At 68.4% G+C, this 17743-nt stretch carries 18 protein-coding genes; 11 read left to right on the top strand and 7 right to left on the bottom strand.

What is annotated here, in order from left to right; all coding sequences use genetic code 11:
- Positions 1-32 precede the first annotated feature (32 nt).
- From ACFWZ1_RS16420 to ACFWZ1_RS16450, 7 genes are all read left to right on the top strand, one after another.
- Positions 33-497 (top strand): tRNA (cytidine(34)-2'-O)-methyltransferase, encoded by a 465-nt coding sequence (locus tag ACFWZ1_RS16420; RefSeq protein WP_439667222.1) that lies wholly within the window; start codon positions 33-35, stop codon positions 495-497.
- Between the two features lie 112 nt (positions 498-609).
- Positions 610-1260 (top strand): ubiquinone biosynthesis accessory factor UbiJ, encoded by a 651-nt coding sequence (locus ACFWZ1_RS16425; RefSeq protein WP_439667223.1) that lies wholly within the window; start codon positions 610-612, stop codon positions 1258-1260.
- Entirely contained in the window at positions 1257-2903 is a 1647-nt protein-coding gene (gene ubiB / locus ACFWZ1_RS16430) for a ubiquinone biosynthesis regulatory protein kinase UbiB (protein ID WP_439667224.1), read from the top strand. The genes ACFWZ1_RS16425 and ubiB overlap by 4 nt, the downstream gene beginning before the upstream one ends.
- A 145-nt stretch (positions 2904-3048) precedes the next feature.
- Positions 3049-3747, top strand: a complete 699-nt coding sequence (locus ACFWZ1_RS16435; RefSeq protein WP_439667225.1) for a pseudouridine synthase — start codon at positions 3049-3051, stop codon at positions 3745-3747.
- Between the two features lie 74 nt (positions 3748-3821).
- On the top strand, positions 3822-4244 hold the full coding sequence (arfB, locus tag ACFWZ1_RS16440) for an alternative ribosome rescue aminoacyl-tRNA hydrolase ArfB (RefSeq protein ID WP_439667226.1): 423 nt from the start codon (positions 3822-3824) through the stop codon (positions 4242-4244).
- Positions 4241-4858 carry a 1-acyl-sn-glycerol-3-phosphate acyltransferase gene (locus ACFWZ1_RS16445; protein ID WP_231322113.1) on the top strand — a complete coding sequence of 206 codons (618 nt, stop codon included), beginning with the start codon at positions 4241-4243 and terminating at the stop codon, positions 4856-4858. Before arfB ends, ACFWZ1_RS16445 begins: the two co-directional genes overlap by 4 nt.
- Entirely contained in the window at positions 4858-5493 is a 636-nt protein-coding gene (locus ACFWZ1_RS16450; protein WP_231322115.1) for a LysE family translocator, read from the top strand. Before ACFWZ1_RS16445 ends, ACFWZ1_RS16450 begins: the two co-directional genes overlap by 1 nt.
- A gap of 4 nt (positions 5494-5497) precedes the next feature.
- Here ACFWZ1_RS16450 and ACFWZ1_RS16455 read toward each other — a convergent pair whose 3' ends face one another.
- The gene (locus ACFWZ1_RS16455; protein WP_425600855.1) at positions 5498-6454 is read right to left on the bottom strand and encodes a LysR family transcriptional regulator; all 957 of its coding nucleotides are present in this window, start codon (positions 6452-6454) and stop codon (positions 5498-5500) included.
- A 209-nt stretch (positions 6455-6663) separates the two neighbouring features.
- On the opposite strand from ACFWZ1_RS16455, the gene aceB reads away from it, so the two are divergent.
- The gene (gene aceB, locus ACFWZ1_RS16460) at positions 6664-8283 is read left to right on the top strand and encodes a malate synthase A (RefSeq protein WP_439667227.1); all 1620 of its coding nucleotides are present in this window, start codon (positions 6664-6666) and stop codon (positions 8281-8283) included.
- A 94-nt stretch (positions 8284-8377) separates the two neighbouring features.
- Positions 8378-9673: an isocitrate lyase gene (gene aceA, locus ACFWZ1_RS16465; RefSeq protein ID WP_439667228.1), complete on the top strand. Its 1296-nt coding sequence runs from the start codon at positions 8378-8380 to the stop codon at positions 9671-9673.
- A 126-nt stretch (positions 9674-9799) separates the two neighbouring features.
- Here aceA and ACFWZ1_RS16470 read toward each other — a convergent pair whose 3' ends face one another.
- The 3 genes from ACFWZ1_RS16470 to ACFWZ1_RS16480 all read right to left on the bottom strand — a co-directional run bounded on the left by ACFWZ1_RS16470 (position 9800) and on the right by ACFWZ1_RS16480 (position 13953).
- Positions 9800-11593, bottom strand: coding sequence for a cation:proton antiporter (locus ACFWZ1_RS16470; RefSeq protein WP_439667229.1), 1794 nt, complete (start codon positions 11591-11593; stop codon positions 9800-9802).
- A gap of 336 nt (positions 11594-11929) precedes the next feature.
- A complete protein-coding gene (locus tag ACFWZ1_RS16475; protein WP_439667230.1) occupies positions 11930-13432 on the bottom strand; it encodes a YifB family Mg chelatase-like AAA ATPase in 1503 nt (500 codons plus the stop codon).
- 266 nt (positions 13433-13698) lie between these two features.
- Entirely contained in the window at positions 13699-13953 is a 255-nt protein-coding gene (locus ACFWZ1_RS16480; RefSeq protein WP_231322131.1) for an accessory factor UbiK family protein, read from the bottom strand.
- 173 nt (positions 13954-14126) lie between these two features.
- On the opposite strand from ACFWZ1_RS16480, the gene glnK reads away from it, so the two are divergent.
- Positions 14127-14465 (top strand): P-II family nitrogen regulator, encoded by a 339-nt coding sequence (gene glnK / locus ACFWZ1_RS16485; RefSeq protein WP_231322133.1) that lies wholly within the window; start codon positions 14127-14129, stop codon positions 14463-14465.
- Positions 14466-14536: 71 nt separating this feature from the next.
- Here glnK and ACFWZ1_RS16490 read toward each other — a convergent pair whose 3' ends face one another.
- A complete protein-coding gene (locus ACFWZ1_RS16490) occupies positions 14537-15058 on the bottom strand; it encodes a DUF1453 domain-containing protein (RefSeq protein ID WP_231322134.1) in 522 nt (173 codons plus the stop codon).
- A gap of 101 nt (positions 15059-15159) precedes the next feature.
- Entirely contained in the window at positions 15160-15903 is a 744-nt protein-coding gene (gene gpmA / locus ACFWZ1_RS16495) for a 2,3-diphosphoglycerate-dependent phosphoglycerate mutase (protein WP_439667231.1), read from the bottom strand.
- 140 nt (positions 15904-16043) lie between these two features.
- Between gpmA and ACFWZ1_RS16500 the strand changes: the two genes are divergently transcribed.
- Positions 16044-16688, top strand: a complete 645-nt coding sequence (locus ACFWZ1_RS16500; protein ID WP_231322138.1) for a hypothetical protein — start codon at positions 16044-16046, stop codon at positions 16686-16688.
- Between the two features lie 66 nt (positions 16689-16754).
- Here the strand turns inward: ACFWZ1_RS16500 and hemF are convergent, their stop codons facing one another.
- Entirely contained in the window at positions 16755-17672 is a 918-nt protein-coding gene (gene hemF, locus ACFWZ1_RS16505) for an oxygen-dependent coproporphyrinogen oxidase (protein WP_439667232.1), read from the bottom strand.
- Positions 17673-17743 lie beyond the last annotated feature (71 nt).

A 17743-nucleotide genomic window follows, 5' to 3' on the forward strand; every position in this document is an offset into this window, starting at 1 on the left:
CATCGACGGGCCGCGCAGCGGATAATGGGCGGATGCTGCATGTCATCCTCTTCCGCCCCGAAATCCCGCCGAACACCGGCAACGTCATCCGCCTTTGCGCCAACACTGGCGCGTCGTTGCACCTGATCCGCCCGCTCGGCTTCGAACTGGACGACGCCCGCCTGCGCCGCGCGGGGCTGGACTACCACGAGTACGCGCGCGTCACGGTGCACGACGACCTGCCCGCCTGCCTGGCCGCGCTCGGCGAGCCGCGCGTGTTCGCCTATTCCACCCGGGGCCGCCTGGCCCATGTGGATGCCCGCTATAGCGAAGGCGACGCCCTGCTGTTCGGCTGCGAAACCGCCGGCCTTCCCGATGAGGTGCTGGACGCCATTCCGCCGGATCAGCGCCTGCGCCTGCCGATGCGCCCGGACAGCCGCAGCCTCAACCTGTCCAACAGCGTGGCGGTGGCGGTCTACGAGGCCTGGCGCCAGCTGGGCTTCGCCGGATCGGTGTAGCAGCGCCCTTGGGCGCGGCCGCCCTCGGCCAACCCAGCGATCGGAGATGGTGGTTGCGCCCAAGGGCGCTTCGACGGGAACCGGAATCGGCCCCGCCCGCTACAATCGCCGGATGAACGTCCCCATCCCGAATGCCTGGCTCCCGCAGCCGTTGCGCAAGCTCGCCGGCAGCGCGCTGGAAGCCGCGCTCAACCACACGCTCTCGCTCGATCCCGATACGCAGCAGAAGCTCGCGGCGCTGGCTGGCCGCAGCATCCAGCTGCACCTGCGCGGACCGGAGCTGGCCCTCAGCGTGACGGTGGAGGGCGATCGCCTGAAGGTTGGTCCACCGCAGGACGTGAGCCAATTGCGCGTGGCGGCCAGCCCCGGCAGCCTCCTGGCCATGGCGCTGCGCCGCGGCGACGAGGGCGTTTCACCGGGCAAGGTGGAGATCGCCGGCGACGCCGATCTTGCGCGCCGGCTGGAGAAGCTCGCCAGCGCCTTCCAGCCGGATTTCGAGGAGGCCTTCGCGCGCAGCTCTGGCGACGTGCTCGGTGTGCCGCTCGCCCAGGCGATCGCCAAGGGCCTGCGGCATGCGCGCGAGAGCGCGCAGCATTTCACCGAGGACGGTGCCGACTGGCTGCGCGACGAAGCAAGGCTGACCCCGGCGATGGGCGAGGTGGACGATTTTCTCGACGGCGTGGACGCCCTGCGCGAGCGCGCCGAACGCCTGGAAGCCCGCCTGGCGCGCCTGCGCCCGCGCACGTCGGGGCCGCGCGCATGACGCCGCTCAAGGTATTGCCGGGTGCGCTGCGGGTCGCCTCGGTGCTGCTCGCATGGCGGCTGGACGAGCTGGTCGATGCGGCGCACCTGTACCGCCCGCTCAAGCTGCTGCGCCCGATCCTGGCCCGCACGCGCCCCGGCGCGCGCGAACTGCCGCGCGGCGCGCGATTGCGCATGGCGCTGACCGAGCTGGGGCCGATCTTCGTCAAGGCAGGCCAGGTGCTGTCGACCCGGCGCGACCTCATTCCCGCCGACATCGCCGACGAGCTGGCCGAGCTGCAGGACCGGGTGCCGCCGTTCCCCGGCGCCGAGGCGCGCGCCATCGTCGAGCACGAGTTGAAGGCCAAGATTGGACGCCTATACGCCCATTTCGACGAAGTCCCGCTCGCTTCCGCGTCGATCGCCCAGGTGCACGCTGCCACGCTGCACGACGGCGCCGCGGTGGTGGTCAAGGTACTGCGGCCGGGCATCCAGGCGAAGATTGCCCGCGACGTGGCGCTGATGCGCTCGCTGGGTGAACTTGCTCAGCGCTGGCACCCCAATGCCGACAAGATCCGCCCGCTCGACGTCGTCGCCGAGGTGGAAAAGATGCTGGCCAACGAGCTGGACTTGCAGCGCGAAGGCGCCAGCGCCAGCCTGCTCAAGCGCAACTTCGAAAGCGGCGTGGATCTCTACGTGCCCGCCGTCCACTGGGACTTCACCGCCGAACGCGTGCTCACGCTCGAGCGCGTGCATGGCGTCAGCGTGGACGACGTGGCGGCCATCGATGCTGCCGGCATCGATCGCAAGGCGCTGGCCGCCAAGGGCGTGCGCGTGTTCTACGAGCAGGTGTTCCGCGACAACTTCTTCCACGCCGACGCGCACCCGGGGAACATCTGGGTCGACCTGGAGCGGCGCGAGGAGCCACGCTTCGTGGCACTGGACTTCGGCATCATGGGGTCGCTCCCAGAGGCCGACCAGTACTGGCTGGCGCAGAACTTCATCGCCCTGTTCGAGCGTGATTACGCGCGCATCGCCCAACTCCACGTGGCCGCCGGCTGGATGCCCGCGACGGTACGGCTGGACGAACTCGAAGCGGCCGTGCGCACGGTGTGCGAGCCCTACTTCACGCGCCCGCTGTCGCAGATCTCGCTGGCCGAGGTGGTGGTCAAGCTTTTCCAGACCGCGCGTCGCTTCGAGCTGACGCTGCAGCCGCAGCTGATCCTGTTGCAGAAGACCCTGCTCAACATCGAGGGTGTCGGGCGCATGCTCGATCCCGACATCGACATCTGGGCGGTGGCCCATCCGGTGTTGAAGCGCATCCTGCGCGAGCGCTACAGCGCGCGGCGCACGTTGCGCGCGGTGCGCCAGCGGCTGCCCGAATGGCTGCATGCCGCACCGCAACTGCCTGAGCTGGTGCGCGATGCCCTGCGCCAGACGGCCAGCGGCGAGCAGCGGCAGCTGACCGATCCGGCGGAGCTTGCGCTGCACGCGGAGCTCGCGCTGCGCCGGCGGCGCGCGCTGCTCGGCGGACTGTTCGGCACGGCGTTGCTCGGCTGCGCCACCCTGCTTTGGATCGCCGGTGGGCCGGATGGCTCCGATTGGGTCGCGCTCGGCTGCCTGGCCGCCGCCCTGCTCGCCTTCCTGACCAGCGCCCGCCGCTGACCCGAAGTGGAGGAAGCCTTGCATCGCCGGCGTGCCGCCTGGGAGGCGCACCCTGGGCACGACCGCGTGCCTGCCGGTCCCCGAGCGCGATCGCCCGCCGCGCGCGCTCCTGCAGGTCGCCCACACCTAAGCTCCTGACGAAACCATGCTCGAGATTATTTACCAGGACGACACCCTGCTCGCGGTCAACAAGCCCGCGGGCTTGCCCGTGCACCGTTCGAAGCTGATCGGGCCCGCCGACGCCTTCCTGATCGACCTGCTGCGTGAACAGGTGGGCGGCGAGCTGTTCCTCGCCCATCGACTGGACCGCGCGACCAGTGGCGTGCTGCTGGTCGCCCGCTCGGCCGCCGTGGCCGCGGCGCTGGGCGAACAGTTCATGGCGCGCGAGGTGCACAAGCAATACCTGGCGGTGGTGCGCGGCTGGCCCGAACCGACCGAAGGCCTGGTCGACTATCCGCTGCCAGGCTCGCGCGAGACCGGTCCGCGCCGCGAGGCGCGCACCCGCTACCAGCGCCTGGCCACGGTCGAGGTGCCGATCGCGCTGGGCCGCTATCCGCAGCAACGCTACGCACTGGTGCTTGCGGAACCCGAGACCGGCCGCTTCCGCCAGATCCGCAAGCACATGGCACACCTGCGCCATCCGGTGATCGGCGATTGCCAGCACGGGCGCAGCGATCACAACCGCCTCTACAAGCAGCACTTCGGCTGCCATCGCATGCTCCTGCACGCCTGGCGGCTGCGGTTCGCGCATCCGGCCAGCGGCGTGCCGATGGCGCTGGAAGCTTCGTTGGACGACATGTTCCGGGCGATGCTGGCGCGCTTCGGCTGGGGGCTGGCGGGCTGAAAGCCCACCCTACCGGCCATCGCCACCGTCGGGCGGGCTTCAGCCCACCAACCGCAATCCCCTAAACTGCGCCGATGCTGCAGATCAGCCGCACCCTAACCCTCCCTGATGCCGAACTGACCGAGCGCTTTCTGCGCGCGGACGGCCCCGGCGGGCAACACGTCAACCGCACCGAGAGCGCGGTGGAGTTGCGTTTCGATGTCGCTTCCTCGCCCTCGCTGCCGGAGCCGGTGCGTACACGCCTGCTCTCCCGTCGCGACCGGCGCATGACCGAGGAGGGCGTGCTGGTGATCCAGGCTCGCCGCTTCCGCGAGCAGGCCCGCAACCGCGACGATGCGCGCGAACGCCTCGCCGACATCGTGCGCGGTGCGCTGGTGGCGCCAAAAAAGCGCGTCGCGACCCGTCCCACGCGCGCTTCGAAGGAGCGCCGGCTGGCCGGCAAGCAGCAGCGGGGCAAGCTCAAGCAGAACCGCACGCGCGACTGGAGCGGCGAATGACCGATTCCATCCTGCCGCCGGTGCCGCCGCAGGCCCCGCGGATCGACAGTCGCTTCTGGCCCTGGCTGATGCGGGGTCTGTTGCGCCTGTCCGGCTGGCGCCTGCTCGGCGAGCTGCCGGACGTGCCGAAGCTGATCATCATCGGCGCGCCACACTCGTCCTACTGGGATGGCGTGTGGGGCCTGATGATGAAGATCGCCCTGGGCGCGGACATCAAGGTCATGATCAAGCGTGAGGTGCTCGACAGTCCGCTCGGGCTGATCCTGCGCCCGCTGGGCATGATCGGCATCAATCGCAAGGCCGCGCTCAACGTGGTCGGGCAGATGGTGCGCCGCTTCGCCGATCATCCGCGCATGTGGCTCGGCATCACGCCCGAAGGCACGCGCAAGCACGTCATGCACTGGAAGAGCGGTTTCCTGCGCATCGCGCGCGAGGCCGAGGTGCCGATCCTGCCGGTGTTCCTGGACTATCCCACCAAGACTTTCACGCTGGGCACGCCGCAGTACGCCACCGACGATCCGGATGCCGACATGGCGCGCATCCGTGCGCTGTTCCGCGGCTACCGCGGCAAGCACCGGAATACCGAAAAGCCCGAACCGGACCCGGACGTGTGATGGCCGCCCTGGGCATCGCGCATTTCGGCGCATTCCTGCTCGCCTGCCTGGCGCTCAACCTCACGCCGGGGCTGGACACCTTCTACATTCTCGCCCGCAGCGGGCGCGAGGGACGCGCGGTGGGTTTTGCCGCGGCGCTGGGGATCAACGCCGGTTGCGTGGTGCACACGGCGGCGGCGGTGCTGGGCGTGTCGGCGATCCTGATGACTTCCGCGCTGGCTTTCAGCCTGCTGAAGTACCTGGGCGCCGCCTACCTGGTATGGATTGGCCTGCGCATGCTGCTCGCGCGCTCCACCACGCGCCCGCCCGCCGCGACCCGTGGCCAGGGCATGGGCGCGGCCTTCCGCCAAGGCCTGCTGACCAACGTGCTCAACCCCAAGGTCGCGTTGTTCTACCTGGCGTTCCTGCCGCAGTTCGTCTCGCCGCAGGGCGGCCATCCGCAGCTGGCGCTGCTGGTGCTGGGCGTGAGCTTCATTGGCACAGGCCTGAGCTGGTCGCTGGTGCTGGCGCTGCTTGGCGGGCGAATCCACCGGCTGTTGCTGGCCCGCCCGCGCCTGGGCGGCTGGATGGACCGCTTCTGCGGCACGGTACTGCTGGGCTTCGGCCTGCGGCTGGCGTTGCAGCGGCAGGCCTGACCGCCTAGCGACCCGAGTGGCCCGACTCGTCGTGCTCGCGATGGGTCAGCAGGCCCGGCTTGACCATGTCGACGAACGCGCGCGCCTCCGGGCTCAGGAACTTGCCCTTGCGCATCACCACGCCGTAGCTGCGCTGGGGAAAGAACCGCTTCATGTTGCGCACGGCAAGGCGCGTGCGGTCGGCCTCGGTGATGCAAATGCCGGTGACGATCGAAATCCCCAGGCCTGCGGCGACGTACTCCTTGATCACCTCCCAGCCGCCTACCTCGATCGCCACCTGGTAAGGCACCTGGCGCTGCTGGAACACCAGATCGACCAGCCGATAGGTGGACAGCCGTTGCGGCGGCAGGATCAACCCGTAGGGCGAGAGATCCTCCAGTGCGATCTCCGCTTTGTGTGCCAGCGGGTGGTCCAGCGGCGTGATCAGCATGGGGTCGAAATGGCGCAGCGGCGCCCAGGCGATGTCGTTTGGCACGTCCAGCATCGAGCCGACCGCGAAGTCGGCCTCGTCCGCGCGCAGCAGCGCGAGCCCGTCGCGTCCGGTGACATTGGCCAGTTGCAGATGCACAGCCGGGAACGCCTCGCGGTAGCGGCGCACCAGTTCGGGCAGCAGGTACTGGATGGTCGAGGCCCCGGCGGCGATGGTCAGGCGACCCGCCGTGAGGCCCTTCACGCGCGCCTGGAAATCGCGGTCCAGGTTCTCCCAGCCCTCGATCAGCGGGCGAGCCAGTTCGTACAACGCCTCGCCCGCATCGGTGAGGTTGATGCGTCGTCGCCGCCGTTCCAGCAGCGGCACGCCCAGTTCACGCTCCAGGGCCTGCAATTGCAGGGTGACGGTCGGCTGGGAGAGGAACAGCGACTCGGCCGCACGGGTGAGCGTCCCCAGCTTGACGATGCTCACGAAGGCACGCAGCTGCTTGTGGCGGTTGCCCTTGTAGTAATAGCGCTCGGCAGCCTCCACTGCCTTCTGGCCCGTCGCGGCCGCTTTGCGCGCTCCAGCCCGTCGCGCCTGCCCCGTCCGATTCATGGCAACTTCCCTCAAAAACGAGCGTGATGGCGAACTTTTGCTGACTAGTTTGAATTTTTCAATAAGAAAGATTGAAACATTCGCTTTGTCAAAGGCTGGCATGGAGGCCTAGCTTGGATGGACCCCTCCAAGGAGCTGCATCCATGGCCGTCCCGCAGGAACGACTCGACCCCGGCCCGCTGACCGTCCACGGCGATACCGCCGCCTACACCAGCCTGCTCACCCCTGATGCGCTAGCCTTCCTGGCCGACCTGCACCGGCGCTTCGATGCCCGCCGGCAGGAACTGCTGGCCGCCCGTGCCGAGCGGCAGGCCAAGTGGGACGCCGGCGCCCTGCCCGATTTCCGCGCCGACACCCGCGCCATCCGCGAGGGCAACTGGCAGGTCGCACCGGTTCCGGCTGCGCTGCGCGATCGCCGCGTGGAAATCACCGGTCCGGTCGAGCGCAAGATGATCATCAACGCGCTCAATTCCGGCGCGAAGGTCTTCATGGCGGACTTCGAGGATTCGTCGACGCCAACCCTGGCCAACCAGATGGACGGCCAGCAGAACCTCATCGACGCGGTCGCCGGCACGATCGCCTGGCGCTCGCCCGACGGTCGCGACTACAAGCTCGGCGCCAACCCGGCGGTGCTGGTGGTTCGCCCGCGCGGCTGGCACCTGCCCGAGCGGCACTTCGAGGTCGACGGCGAGACGATGGCCGGCGCGCTGGTGGACTTCGGCCTGTTCGCCTTCCACAACGCCCGCGCCCTGCAGGCACGCGACCGCGGTCCGTACTTCTATCTTCCCAAGCTCGAGGCGATGGAAGAAGCCGCGCTTTGGGACGAGGTGATGGCACATGCCGAAAGCCGGCTCGATTTGCCGCGCGGGTGCATGAAGGCAACGGTGCTGATCGAGACGCTGCCCGCCGCGTTCCAGATGGACGAGATCCTGCACGCGCTGCGCGAGCGCATCGTCGGCCTCAACTGCGGCCGCTGGGACTACATTTTCTCCTACCTCAAGACCCTGCGCGGCCATCACGACCGCCTGCTGCCCGAGCGCGGCCAGGTGCAGATGACCGTGCCCTTCCTCAAGGCCTATTCCGAACTGCTAATCAAGACCTGCCACCGGCGCGGCGCATTCGCGATGGGCGGCATGGCCGCGCAGATCCCGATCAAGGGCGATGACGCGGCGAACGAGGCGGCGCTGGAAAAAGTACGCGCGGACAAGCTGCGCGAGGTGCATGCCGGTCACGATGGCACCTGGGTTGCGCACCCGGCGCTGGTACCGGTGGCGCAGGAGATCTTCGACCGCTACATGCCCGAGCCCAACCAGCTGCACGTGCTGCGCGAGGACGTCCAGGTCAGCCGCGACCAGCTGCTCGCCCCGGCCTGCGGCACGATTACCCGCGCCGGCTTCGACAACAACGTCGAGGTGGCGCTGCGCTACACCGCCGCCTGGCTCGATGGCCTGGGTTGCGTGCCGATCCACCATTTGATGGAAGACGCGGCGACCGCCGAGATCGCCCGTTCGCAGCTTTGGCAATGGCTGCATTACGCCGGCGACGTGATTTCGGACTGCGTACCGCTGGAGTTCCCCGACGGCGCGCCGATCGACATGGCGCTCTTCGACCAGGCACTCGCCGCGCACGCGCACCGCCTGCGCGAAAGCACTCATCCGGGCGCCCGTCGCGCCGACGACGCCGCCCACCTGCTCGGCGAGCTGACCCACGCCGACCAGCTCGGCACCTTCCTCACCCTGCCCGCCTACGACCAATTGGCCTGACCGCCGCCTTCGCAGGAAAGCACGTGTGCGACCGCCATGTCTTCGGTCGCGCACACGCTGCCTCCTGCAGGAATCCCTCACGGAGCCTGAGAACATGAAGACCACCCTCCCGACCGCCGAACAGATCACCCTGGACTGGACCAACAACCCGCGTTGGACCGGCGTGCGCCGCAACTACAGCGCCGAGGACGTCGTGCGCCTGCGCGGCACCGTCCCGATCGAGCATTCGCTGGCCCGCCACGGCGCCGAGAAGCTCTGGCACTCGCTGCACAAGGAGGACTTCGTCAACGCGTTGGGCGCGCTGACCGGGAACCAGGCGATGCAGCAGGTCAAGGCGGGCCTCAAGGCCATTTATCTTTCCGGCTGGCAGGTCGCGGCCGACGCCAACGTCGCCGGCGAGATGTATCCGGATCAGTCGCTCTACCCGGCCAACTCGGTGCCGCAGGTGGTCAAGCGCATCAACAACACCTTGCTGCGCGCCGACCAACTGCACCACGCCGAGGGCAGCGACGAGATCGACTGGCTTGCGCCGATCGTGGCCGATGCGGAGGCCGGCTTCGGCGGCGTGCTCAACGCCTTCGAGCTGATGAAGGCGATGATCGAAGCCGGTGCCGCCGGCGTGCACTTCGAGGACCAGCTGGCCGCAGTGAAGAAGTGCGGACACATGGGCGGCAAGGTGCTGGTGCCGACCCGCGAGGCCATCGACAAGCTCACCGCCGCACGCCTGGCCGCCGACGTCTGCGGCGTGCCGACGCTGCTGGTGGCGCGCACCGACGCCGACGCGGCCGATCTGCTCACCTCCGATGTCGATGACAATGACAAGCCCTTCCTCACTGGCGAGCGCACCGTCGAAGGCTTCTTCCGCGTCAAGCCGGGCCTGGATCAGGCGATCAGCCGCGGCCTGGCCTACGCGCCTTACGCGGACTTGGTCTGGTGCGAGACCAGCAAGCCGAACCTGGAGGACGCACGCCGCTTCGCCGAGGCGGTCCGTGGCAAGTATCCGGACAAGCTGCTGGCCTACAACTGCTCGCCCAGCTTCAACTGGCGCAAGAACCTGGACGACGCGACCATTGCGAAATTCCAGCGTGAGCTCGGCGCGATGGGCTACAAATTCCAGTTCATCACGTTGGCCGGTTTCCATAGCCTCAACTACGGCATGTTCGAGCTCGCGCACGGCTATGCGCGCCAGCAGATGAGCGCGTTCGTGGACCTGCAGGAGAAGGAATTCGCCGCCGCCGAGCGTGGCTTCACCGCGGTCAAGCACCAGCGCGAGGTCGGCACCGGGTACTTCGACCAGGTGACGCAGGCGATCCAGCAGGGGCAGTCCTCGACCGTGGCGTTGAAAGGGTCGACCGAGGAAGCACAGTTCCAGCGCGCATCGGCGGCCTGAGGCCAGCTTCCGTACCCGCGTTCGGACAGCTTCCCCGCAGGACGGGGGAGGTAACCAAGCAGCCGCCTACTCGGCCTTCTCCCATTCCTCGGGGGAAGGTGCGACAGGCGGCTGGCATGGGCGGACTCAGCCCATCGGCTCCATTGGCGGCGTCAGCGCAATCGCCGACCAGCCTGCCTTCGGTTCGAGCAACCGCTTGGCCGACGCCACCCGCAGATTGCCCTTTTCGTCCATACCAAACAGCAGTACCGCCTGGGCGCCGTTGCGCTCGATGAAGTCGCTCCAGCCGAACGTCTGGCTCAGGCGGGTCGACTTGATCCGCCATCCGGCCGACAGCAGCTCGGCGAAGCGCGCATGCGTCATCTCCTCGCCGAACAAGGGCGGCGCCAGCAGATTGCCCGAGATCGCCGCGCGGTCCGTGGCCTCGTGGGGCGCGAGGTTGCGCAGCCGATAGACCTTCTCGCGCCCGAACTCACGCCGGTAGTGCACGCAGGCCAGCGAGTTGCGCTCGCGATGGGTCGACATGGCCAGTAAGCGGCCCAGTCCCGTCAGGTCGAGATTGCGCTCGGCATGGGGCGAGGCCGGGTTGCCGAAGAACGTGGCCAGCCCATCCATGCGCGCGCGACGGATGCCGTCCCACGCATCGTCCGCCAGCACGATCCGGCAACCGGCATCGGCCAGCGCCTTGCCGATCGCGCGCGCCACCTCGTCGGACCCGTAGATCAACACTCCGCGCGGCTCGGGCTCCGCCACGCCCAGCCAGCGCGCCAGCGGCCGCGCGGTCGCGCTTTGCAGCACCACCGTGCCGATGATCAGGATGAACACCAACGGCACCATCGCATCGGCGCCGGCCACGCCCAGCTCCTGCAGGCGCAGCGCAAACAGCGCCGAAACCGAAGCGGCGACTATGCCGCGCGGCGCCACCCAGGCGATCAGCGCGCGCTCGCGCCAGCTGAGCGAACTGCCCACGCTGGCGAAGACCACCGTGAGCGGTCGCACCAGGAATTGCGCGACCAGGAACACCGCGATGCCCGCCCAAAGCATGCCCTCCGGCAGCGGCCACTGCAGTCGCGCGGCGAGCAGGATGAACAGGCTGGAGACCAGCAGCGTGGTGAGGTTTTCCTTGAAATCGATAATGTCGTCGATGTGGACGTTGCGGATGTTGCCCAGCGAGATGCCCATGATCGTCACGGCCAGCAGGCCCGATTCGTGCGCGATCGCGTTGGACAGGCTGAAAGCAAGCAGCACCGTGGCCAGCACGCCGAAGTTCTGCAGGTACTCGGGGATCAGTTGCCGCCGCAGCAACCACGCCAGCGCCCATGCCGCCAACGCGCCGATGCCCGCGCCGCATGCGATGGTGCCCAGGAAGACGCCGACCGTATGTCCCTCCTGATGCGAGACGATGGCTTCGTAGATCAGCACCGCAAACAATGCACCCAGCGGATCGATCACGATGCCTTCCCAGCGCAGCGTGTTGGCGATGCGCGCATTGGGCCGCAAGGTGCGCAGCATGGGCGCGATTACCGTGGGCCCGGTCACGCAGGTCAGTGCGCCGAACAGCAGCGCCACGTCCCAACCGAGGCCCGCGATGAGATGCGCCGCCAGCGCCAGCAGCAACAAGGCCGCGATGGCGCCATAGCTGACCAGGCCGCGCACGGCGCGGCCGATCCCCGGCAGCTCGTGGAAGCGCAGCGTCATGCTGCCTTCGAACAGGATCAGCGCCACCGCCAGCGAGACCAGCGGGAACAACAGTCCGCCCAGCATCGCGTCCGGCCGGAAGATGCCGGTCGCGGGGCCCAGCACGATGCCGGCCAGCAACAGGAACAGGATCGCCGGCAGCTTCACCCGCCAGGCGACCCATTGCGCGAGAAAGCCGATGCCGAGCATGCACGCCAGCATCAGCCCGGGCTGTAGCGTCATGCGCCGTCCTTCGCTTCCGGGTCGCTCATTCTGCCTGAGGGCTCCGGATGATTCGAAAGCATGCGGACGGCCTTTCCCGAAAAGGCAGCGCCAGCGCACCGGTGCCGGGTGGCCCCGCCCTCTAGGCGCCCACGCGTGGCGGTGCCCTTGATGGGGTCGCCGCCTTCCTTTGAAGGCGCTGGCGTATCGCGGCGGAAGATGAAGAGGCCAGCCCCGGTATCGGGCGGGGGGAGGGGGAACCGATACCGGGGCGGCAGGCCGGAGGCATTTAAGTACCGGCGAGTGCAGATATTAATCCGCGCAATCGGGAAGTCAATACCCGCCAGTTCAGAAAAGCTAGAAACGCCGGTATTGCAGGGCCTCGGCCAGGTGTGCGCGATCGAGCAGGGCAGCGCCGCCGTCGAGGTCGGCGATCGACCGGGCCACGCGCAGGATGCGGTGATAGGCCCGCGCGGACAGACCCAATCGTTCCAGCGCCGCCTCGAACCAGCGCCGCTCGGGCGCGCCCAGCGCGCAATCGCGTTCCAGCTCGCGCGTATTGATCTCGGAATTGGCACGCCCTGCGCGAGCGAGCGCCCGCTCGCGGGCCTGGACAACGCGCCCGCGTACGGTAGCTGAGTCTTCATCGTACACGCTGCGCGGAGCTCCCAGCTCGGCGAGCGGCACGCGCGGTACCTCCACACACAGGTCGATGCGGTCCAGCAACGGGCCGGAGATGCGCCCGCGGTAGCGCTGGATCTGGTCGGGCGTGCAACGACAACGTTCGCGGGCGTCGCCGGCATAGCCGCAGGGGCACGGGTTCATCGCCGCGACCAACTGGAATTGAGCCGGGAAGGTCGATTGCCGCGCGGCTCGCGACACCAGTATCTGGCCGGACTCCAGCGGCTCGCGCAGCACTTCGAGTACGTGCCGGGTGAACTCAGGCAGTTCGTCGAGAAACAGCACCCCGTTGTGCGCCAGCGATATCTCGCCCGGCCGCGGGTGCGAACCGCCACCGACCAGCGCCACCGCCGAAGCGGTGTGATGCGGCGCCCGGAAGGGCCGCTGGCGCCAGCGCGTCGGGTCCACGCGCTGCCCGGCGACCGACAGCACGGCGCAGGTTTCGAGGGCTTCGCTCTCGCTCAGCGGCGGCAGGATGCCGGGCAGGCGCGCGGCCAGCATGGTCTTGCCGGTGCCCGGCGGACCAATCAGCAAAAGGTGGTGGCCGCCCGCAGCGGCAATTTCCAGCGCGCGGCGGGCCTGCAACTGGCCGCGTACGTCGACCAGGTCGGGCACGTCCGGATCGACTGGCTGCCCGTGGTCGGCCGGGCCCGGCAGGGCGAGTTCCTGCGCGTCGCGCAACCAGCCACAGACGTCCGCCAGCGTGTCGGCTACCAGTACATCGGCCTCCGGCACCAGCGCTGCCTCGGCGGCGTTGGCGCGCGGCACCACCACGCGCCGTCCGCGCGCCCGCGCGCGCAGCAGCGCCGGCAACACGCCCGAGACGCCACGCAGATCACCCGACAGCGCCAGTTCTCCCAGGAACTCGCACTCGTCCAGCTTTTCGCGTGGCACCTGACCACCCGCGGCCAGGATGCCCAGCGCGATGGCCAGGTCGAAGCGGCCGCCGTCCTTGGGCAGCTCGGCCGGCGCCAGGTTCACGGTGACCTTGCGGTTGGGGTACTCGAACGCCGCGTTCTGGATCGCCACTCGCACGCGGTCACGCGCCTCGCGCACCGCAGCTTCCGGCAGGCCGACGATATGCGTGCCCGGCAGACCGCCGGACAGATGCACCTCGACCATCACTTGCGGTGCGGAAACGCCTTCCTGGGCACGCGTGAGGGTGACCGCCAGGCTCACGGCACGACCCGGGCTGACCAGGACGCGGTCGTCCCTGACCGCAACGGCTGGAGAAACACGAATGGCGGGCTCGGCCGACTGGGGGTGCCGCGGGCAGCTGGTCGCACGGTCGCGCATGACGCGTGCCGGCCGTGCCGGCCGTAAGCGATGGAGTCGCCAGAATGCATGATGAAACGCGACCCCATCGACGTCAGGCAAAAAATAACCGCCCCCGATCGCTCTCGGGGTGAGGTGACGGATCGGGGGCGGCTCCCGGGAGCTGGCAGCTAGGGTCCGCGAGCGGCGTCCGCCTCCAGTTCGGCGACGCGCCTTTCCAGTTCGTCGACCTTGGCGCGGGTGCGCGCCAACAGTTGGCTCTGGACTTCGAACTCCTCGCGGGTGACCAGCTCGAGGCGACGCAATCCTTGCATCAGGACATCGTGGAAGTTGGTTCGCAAATCCTGCTGCGCCTGTGCCAACCCTGGCGGTACCAGCGACACAAGTCGCAGGGCAATTCGGTCGATTTCCTGCCGATCCATCATGGACGGCGCCTCGAGCGGGTCGGAAGGAAGTCTAGGTAACGTGAAAGGGGGTGCACCATCGGCCGGCTCCGCCAGAGAATGTAGGGATTGTCCTACACGGCCCACTGGGGCGACAGGCCAGGGGCTGGCAGGCACAATGAAGGCGATCTTGGGAAAGTTGGCGAGGAGCATCCATGAAGCTGGTCGTGGCGGTCATCAAGCCGTTCAAACTGGACGACGTGCGCGAGGCCCTGGCCGAGGCGGGCGTCCAAGGCATCACGGTGACCGAGGTAAAAGGCTTCGGGCGGCAGAAAGGGCACACCGAACTCTACCGGGGCGCCGAATACGTGGTCGATTTCCTGCCCAAGATCAAGCTGGAAGTAGCGGTGGCCGACGATCAGCTCGAACGCGTGATCGAGGCAATCCAGCAATCGGCGCGCACCGGCAAGATCGGCGACGGCAAGATCTTCGTCAGCCCGCTGGAGCAGGTGATCCGGATCCGCACCGGCGAACTGGATAACGACGCCCTCTAGCCGCGTCGGGTGGGCTTCGGCCCACCAGCGTCGCAGCGTGTGGTGGGCTGAAGCCCGCCCTGCGTCTGGCGTCAGGCTTGTGTCCGCTCGAACCGCCGGTGGTGTACCAGCAAGCCGGCGTAATAGCTGACGTAGTAACCGAGCATGAGGCCGACCACCAGCAACGTCAGCGGGCTGTTGCCCAGTGGCGGCACGGTCGCAGCCATCGGGCCGGCGATACCGTCATGCGGTACCAGCACCAGGAAACGCCAGGCCAGCCGGCCCACCAGCACGGCCGTGATAGTGGCGCCGATCCATGGGTTAGGCAGGTAGAGGTCGCGACCATCGGCGCCCCGTTCGAAGCGGGTCAGGCGCAGGCCGAGCAGGCCCAGCGCGATGCCGCCAAGCAGGCCGCCTGCCAGGCCTTCGAGCAGACGCGGGTTATGCAGACCGGCAAGCGAAAGCAGGCCGGTGACCGCGAGGAGGATGGCCACGCGGGTGATCATCGCGCCGCGCCGCACCAGCTGGCGGCCAAACTGGCGACGCACGCGCCGCCACACCATGAAGGCGAGCAGCGGCGACATCAGTGCGGGCATGAGAAGGTTCGGCGCCATGGTGAGTCTCCCTGGAGTGGCTGGGCGAAGACTAACGGTCCGTACAGTCCGATGCGATGTGGCCGATCCGGGCCCACAAATGGATTCCTGCGAAGAGCGTCCTACTTCGCCTTGCCCTGGTTCGCCACCGCGGCCATCTTCGCCGCGATCGCCTCCGCATCGCCCAGGTAGTAGCTGCGCAGCGGCTTCATCTGGTCGTCGAACTCGTACACCAGCGGCACGCCATTGGGCACGTTCATCTCGACGATCGCCTCGTCGGAGATGTTGTCCAGGTACTTGATCAGCGCACGCAGCGAGTTGCCGTGCGCGGCCACCAGCACCCGCTGGCCGGAGGCCACCGCCGGCGCCAGCACGTCGTGCCAGTAGGGGAGCACGCGGGCGACGGTGTCCTTCAGGCACTCGGTATCGGGAATCATCGACGGATCGAGCAGCGCGTAGCGCGGATCGCGCAGCGACGGGTTGTCGGCCCGCTCCAGCGGCGGCGGCGGGATGTCGTAGCTGCGGCGCCAGACCTTGACCTGGTCCTCGCCGTACTTCGCCGCCGTTTCTGCCTTGTTGAGGCCGGTCAGTCCGCCGTAGTGGCGTTCGTTCAAGCGCCAGTCGGTGACCACCGGAATCCACATCAGGTCCATCGCATCGAGCACGCCCCACAGGGTGCGCACCGCGCGCTTGAGCACCGAGGTGTGCGCCACGTCGAAGGTATATCCGCCTTCCGCCAGCAGACGCCCGGCTTCCTTTGCCTCGGCCATGCCCTGCTCGGTCAGGTCGACGTCGGCCCAGCCGCTGAAGCGGTTGTCGAGGTTCCACTGGGACTGGCCGTGGCGGATCAGGACGAGCTTGTGCATGGCGGCAACCTGGCAGCGGAAAACGCGAAATGGTGCGGCGCGCTTGCGACGGCGTCAAATCGCCCCATGCCGAAGGTCACGCTAAACCGCGGAGCGCGGTGGTGCATCTGATGTCCTATTCCCACGAAAGGAGCACCACCATGCGCCACCTGCTCATCGCCCTCGTCCTGGCCCTGCCGCTGGCGGCGGTCGCATCGGACAACGACGTCGACAAGATCAACGGCGACATCCGCATCGATGCCGGGCAGACCGCCGGTGAACTGAGCACCGTCAACGGCGACATTTCGCTTGCCGACGGCGCCAGCGCGCGCAAGGCCGACACGGTCAACGGCGGCATCACGCTGGGCCAGCGCGCCACCATCGGTTCGCTCAACACCGTCAACGGCGGCATCGAGCTGCGCGAGGACGCCAAGGTCAACGGCGAGATCGAGGCAGTCAACGGGCACATCGAGCTGGCCAAGGGCGCCGACGTGAGCGGACAGGTATCCAACGTCAACGGCCGCATCGAACTGGATGCAGCGCACGTGGGCGGCGGCGTGGAAACCGTGGATGGCGACATCGACATCGGCGCCAATTCGCGCGTCGAGGGCGGCATCCTGGTCGACAAGCCCAACGGCGGCTGGTTCCACCACAACCGTACGCCGCACATCGTGATCGGCCCCCATGCCGTCGTGCAGGGCACGCTGGAGTTCCGCCACGAAGTGGTGCTTGAGGTCAGCGACAGCGCGCAGATCGGCCCGGTGAAGGGCGCCACGCCAGTGAAGTTCAGTGGCGCGAAGCCCTAAGGCTCTGCAGGGTGGACTTCAGCCCACCGGCCGCCTGTCGCAAATCACGGCGAGCTGGAGCCCACCCTACGCGTCGGTTGCGGACAGCCAATCGCGCGGTTTGAGGTAGTCCTGCAATCGCGCCTCTGGCGAATCCGGCTCGGGCGCATAGGCATACTCGTAACGCACCCGCGGCGGCAGGCTCATCAGGATCGACTCGGTGCGCCCGCCCGACTGCAGGCCGAACAGCGTGCCGCGGTCCCAGACCAGGTTGAACTCCACGTAGCGGCCACGCCGATAAAGCTGGAACTCGCGCTCGCGCTCGCCCCAGGGCATGCCACGGCGGCGCTCGGCGATCGGCAGGTAGGCATCCAGGAAACCCTGCGCCACGTCGCTGGTGAAGGCGAAACAGCGCTCGAAGCCGCCCTCGTTGAGGTCGTCGTAGAACAGCCCGCCCACGCCGCGCGTCTCGTCGCGGTGCTTCAGATAGAAGTAGTCGTCGCACCAGCGCTTGTAGCGGGGGTAGACGTCTTCGCCATAGGGCGCGCACAGGTCGCGTGCGACCTCGTGCCAGTGCACCACGTCCTCGTCGAACGGGTAGAACGGAGTCAGGTCGAAGCCGCCGCCGAACCACCACACCGGTTCGACGCCCGGCTTGCTGGCTTCGAAATAGCGCACGTTGGCGTGCGTGGTGGGCACGTACGGATTCTTCGGATGCAGCACCAGCGACACGCCGGTGGCGATGAAGCTGCCGCCGGCGAGGTCCGGCCGGTGCGCGGTGGCGCTGGGCGGCAGGGTGTGGCCGAAGACACGGGAGAAGTTCACGCCCGCCTGCTCGAACAGAGCGCCGTCGCGCAGCACGCGGGTGCGTCCGCCGCCGCCCGCCTCGCGGGTCCAGCGGTCCTCGACGAAGCGCGCGCCGCCATCGAGGCGTTCGATCGCGCTGCAGATGCGGTCCTGCGTCTCGCGCAGGAAAGTTTCGGCCTGGTCGGCTTGCTGGCTCATCGTAAGGATCGGCGGGGTGACCGCCCAGAGCTTAGCAAGCGGGCCCGCGCCGGCGCTGTGGCGCGTCGACG

The organism is Frateuria sp. GZRe14, assembly GCF_051900395.1.
In the GTDB taxonomy this organism is placed as follows: Bacteria; Pseudomonadota; Gammaproteobacteria; order Xanthomonadales; family Rhodanobacteraceae; genus Frateuria_A; species Frateuria_A edaphi.